Below are 4,122 nucleotides of genomic sequence, written 5' to 3' on the forward strand. Positions count from 1 at the left end.
TAAATGAGTTATAATCCTTTTATAATTTACGTTAACTTTAATAAAATAGTTATATTGTATAAATTAAACTTTATTATACAATAATATTTCTTTGAATATATTTTAAAGAATCATAGATACTATCAAAACATCTTTTAGTAATCATAAGTCTTTCTATATACTCAGGATATATTTGTGAATCAAATACTTTGTCTATTTTAACCTCGATAGATGTATCTACAGATGATATATATATGCACTTAGTGTATTTATAAAAAGATTTAAATATAAGTATTTTATTATTTGTTACCTTAAGTAAAGTATATCCATATAAATTTAGGTTGTTTTTTAAATAGTTTAAATTATTTTTCATATAATACTCCTTAGTCAAAATCAAAAGACAGTATAATCTGCCTTTTCATATGGGATGAAAAATCTTTATAATGATAATATAATTTGATATCATCATTATTGACACTAAGTTAAGAAGTATACTTTAAAGTTTGATTAATAATAAAATACTGGATATTAATATAGAAAGGTGGAATTAATATGAATATATATACAAAAACAGGTGATAAAGGTCAAACATCATTATATGATGGAAGTAGAATTGATAAAGATAGTATAAGAGTAGATTCATATGGAACAATAGACGAATTAAACTCATATATAGGTCTATGTATGCATTATGTAAGTGAATACACTAGAAATGTATTATTTAATATTCAAAAAGACTTATTTTACATAGGTGCTGAACTAGCAACTAAGGATAGTGATAAATTAAAAAAGATAGTTAGTGAAGAAGATATTAAAAACTTAGAATATATAATAGATAAATTTATGAGTGAGTCAAAAGGATTAGATTCATTTATAATCCCTGGAACATCATTGGCTTCAGCACATTTACATGTTGCTAGAACTATATGTAGAAGAGCTGAAAGAATTATAGTATCTCTTAGTAAGACAGAAGATATAAATCCACTTCTTATAAAATATATAAATAGATTATCTGATGCATTATACGCTATAGCAAGAAATAGCGAAGATAAATTAATACCTATGGAGTTTTAGACATAGTTAATATAAGAAAGTAGTACAAAACTTTATATAAGGAACACAATTAATAGAAATAACATATTATAAAAAAGATTTAAATGTTTAAATAGGGGGATATAATATGGATTGCTTTGAAGTGAAAAATAATAGTTCCTTAGTAAGAGTTTTTCATGCTGTACCTGATGTTCAAGCTGTAGATGTGTATGTTAATGGTCAAATGGTTTTTACTAATTTAGCATTTGGTGATTTTACTAATTATATATATTTAGATGAAGGTGAATATAATATTGCTATATATGCTTCAGGAGAAACAGATCAACCTGCCATAAATCAAATGGTAGATATACCATCACAACAAATATTTACAGTAGCTGCTACTGGAGATTTAAATGATTTAAGTTTATTAGTAATACCTGATAAAATAACAAAATCACCATCTCAAAGATATAGTGCGGTTAGAATAATACATTTATCACCAACTGCACCTGGAGTAGATATAGTTGTTAATGGTGACACATTATTTGAAGACATAGAGTTTAGAGAAGGAACAGATTATGTTGATTTAAATCCTGGAACGTATAATATAAATATTGTATTAAATAGTGATAAAAGTGTTGTACTACCACTTAAGGTAACATTAAATGAAGACAAAATATATACTCTATATGTAATAGGTAACCCACCTGGTTTAAGAGCTGTTCAAGTTATAGATGGAAATACTTATGTTTGTAGATAAAGATTAAAATTGAAATAAAGNAWGTTTGTAGATAAAGATTAAAATTGAAATAAAGTAATAAAAAAATAATAGGTCTATAGGCTTATTATTTTTTTATATTTGTCCAAAATAATGTATATATTGTTTATTAAAATAACAAAGTATATTAGGATATTAAAATAACAAAGTATATTAGGATATTAAATCTACTAAAAGGGATAAAAATTATAAATAAGGAGTTAATCATATGTCAGATAAAAAAACTACGCTTATCCAAAGTTCTCTAGGATCTGTATTTTCTGTTTTTGGGGAAGAAGAGTTAAAACAAATTACAGAAGAGGGAAAAAGAAAAGTTGCAGTATCTGGAAAAATAAACAAACCAGGAATAATAGAGGTGCCAGAAAATGCAACACTTAATGATATAATAGATATTTGTGGGGGCATATTAAACAAAAAGAAATTTAAAGCAGCACAACTTGGAATTCCATTTGGTGGATTTTTAATCGAAGATAGCTTAGATAAAGTTTTAGACTTTAATTTATTTGATAAAAATAGTAGTAGAAGCATTATAATATTATCTGAAGAAGACTGTATAGTTCAATATGCAACTTTCTATGTAAACTATTTAATAGGTAAAATAGAAGATGATAATAAAAGTGAAATATATAATAAATACTTAGAAGTTAAAGAAGAGGTATATAGAATTTGGAGGGTATTAGATCGTATAAGTAAGGGAAGGTCTAATATGCGTGATATATATTTACTAAGAAGATTATCTAGTGAAATAAAAGAAAAATTAAATCAAAGTAATAATATAATACAAGAGATTATAGGTAATTTCTATGGAGAAATCGAAGAACATATAGAGGAGAGTATCTGTAAAACATCACAATGTAATCACCTTACAAAACTTACTATTACAGATAGATGTATAGGATGCGGTGCATGTAAAAGAGCATGTCCTGTAGATTGCATAGATGGAGAACGTAAAGAACAACATTACATAAATTATACAAGATGTACTCACTGTGGTGCTTGTGTATCAGCATGTCCAGTAAATGCTATAACAGCAGGAGATAATACATTTAAATTCTTAAGAGATTTAGCTACACCAAATAAATTAGTTATAACTCAAATGGCTCCAGCTGTAAGGGTTGCTATAGGTGAAGTATTTGGATTTGAACCTGGTACAAATGTTGAGAAAAAAATCGCTTCAGGACTTAGAAAATTAGGTGTAGATTATGTATTTGATACTACCTGGGCAGCAGACGTAACAATAATGGAAGAAGCAACTGAGTTCCAACAAAGATTAGAAAAACATTTAGCAGGAGATAAAGATGTTAAGCTTCCAATACTTACTTCTTGTTGTCCAGCATGGGTTAAATTTATAGAACAAAATTATGCAGATATGCTAGATGTTCCATCATCTACAAAATCACCTATGCAAATCTTTGCAACAGTAGCAAAAGACTTATGGGCAAAAGATAAAGGTATTCCAAGAGACAGTCTTATATGTGTTGCCATAATGCCTTGTATTGCTAAAAAGTATGAAGCATCTAGACCTGAATTTTCAAGAGGTATGAACTATGATGTAGACTATGTTATAACAACTAATGAGCTTATAAAAATATTTGAAGATTCAGGTATAAACTTAAATGAAATAGAAGATCAAGAAATAGATTCAATAATGGGTGAATATACTGGTGGAGGTATAATATTTGGTAGAACAGGTGGAGTTATAGAAGCTGCCACTAGAATGACAGTTGAAAAAATGACAGGACAAAAACTAGAAAAAGTAGAATTCCACGAACTTAGAGGATTTGATGGATTTAGAAGTTGTGATGTAGAAGTAGGGAATCTTAAACTTAGAATAGGGGTTGCTCATGGTCTTAGAGAAGCTGCAAAAATGCTTGATAAAATAAGATCTGGAGAAGAATTCTATCATGCTATAGAAATAATGGCATGTACAGGAGGATGTGTAGGTGGAGGTGGTCAACCTAAAGCTAAGAAAAGAGTTGAAACACTAAAACAAAGAGCTGAAGGATTAAATGATATAGATAGATCACTTAATCTTAGAGTGTCAAATGAAAATCCTCATGTTCAAGCTATATATGATAAATACCTAGATTACCCAATGAGCCATAAAGCTCATGAATTACTTCATACAAAATATTTTGTAAGGGTAAAAAATACTAAAAAATAAAAATTCGCTACCGCTCTGAGCAACGTGTTGGCGAAACATTTCGGTAACATCCGTTGCTCAAAATTAATATTACTTTGAATTATAGTATATAAAAAATGGCATTAATTAATGCCATTTTTTTATTTCATTATAGAGTATTTAAAAAAATTACTTAAATATACATATA

Annotated in this window: 4 protein-coding genes; 3 read left to right on the top strand and 1 reads right to left on the bottom strand. The window is 27.5% G+C overall.

Going from position 1 to position 4,122, the window contains the following annotated elements:
* Positions 1 to 73 precede the first annotated feature (73 nt).
* Positions 74 to 352, bottom strand: coding sequence for a hypothetical protein (locus G3997_RS04545; RefSeq protein ID WP_296648777.1), 279 nt, complete (start codon positions 350 to 352; stop codon positions 74 to 76).
* 179 nt (positions 353 to 531) lie between these two features.
* On the opposite strand from G3997_RS04545, the gene G3997_RS04550 reads away from it, so the two are divergent.
* The 3 genes from G3997_RS04550 to G3997_RS04560 all read left to right on the top strand — a co-directional run bounded on the left by G3997_RS04550 (position 532) and on the right by G3997_RS04560 (position 3,956).
* Entirely contained in the window at positions 532 to 1,053 is a 522-nt protein-coding gene (locus G3997_RS04550) for a cob(I)yrinic acid a,c-diamide adenosyltransferase (protein ID WP_296648780.1), read from the top strand.
* Between the two features lie 106 nt (positions 1,054 to 1,159).
* Positions 1,160 to 1,774 carry a DUF4397 domain-containing protein gene (locus tag G3997_RS04555; RefSeq protein WP_296648783.1) on the top strand — a complete coding sequence of 205 codons (615 nt, stop codon included), beginning with the start codon at positions 1,160 to 1,162 and terminating at the stop codon, positions 1,772 to 1,774.
* Positions 1,775 to 2,000: 226 nt separating this feature from the next.
* Positions 2,001 to 3,956 carry a [FeFe] hydrogenase, group A gene (locus G3997_RS04560; protein ID WP_296648786.1) on the top strand — a complete coding sequence of 652 codons (1,956 nt, stop codon included), beginning with the start codon at positions 2,001 to 2,003 and terminating at the stop codon, positions 3,954 to 3,956.
* Positions 3,957 to 4,122 lie beyond the last annotated feature (166 nt).

The sequence above is a fragment of the Romboutsia sp. 13368 genome, from assembly GCF_018336475.1.
Taxonomy (GTDB): domain Bacteria; phylum Bacillota; class Clostridia; order Peptostreptococcales; family Peptostreptococcaceae; genus Romboutsia.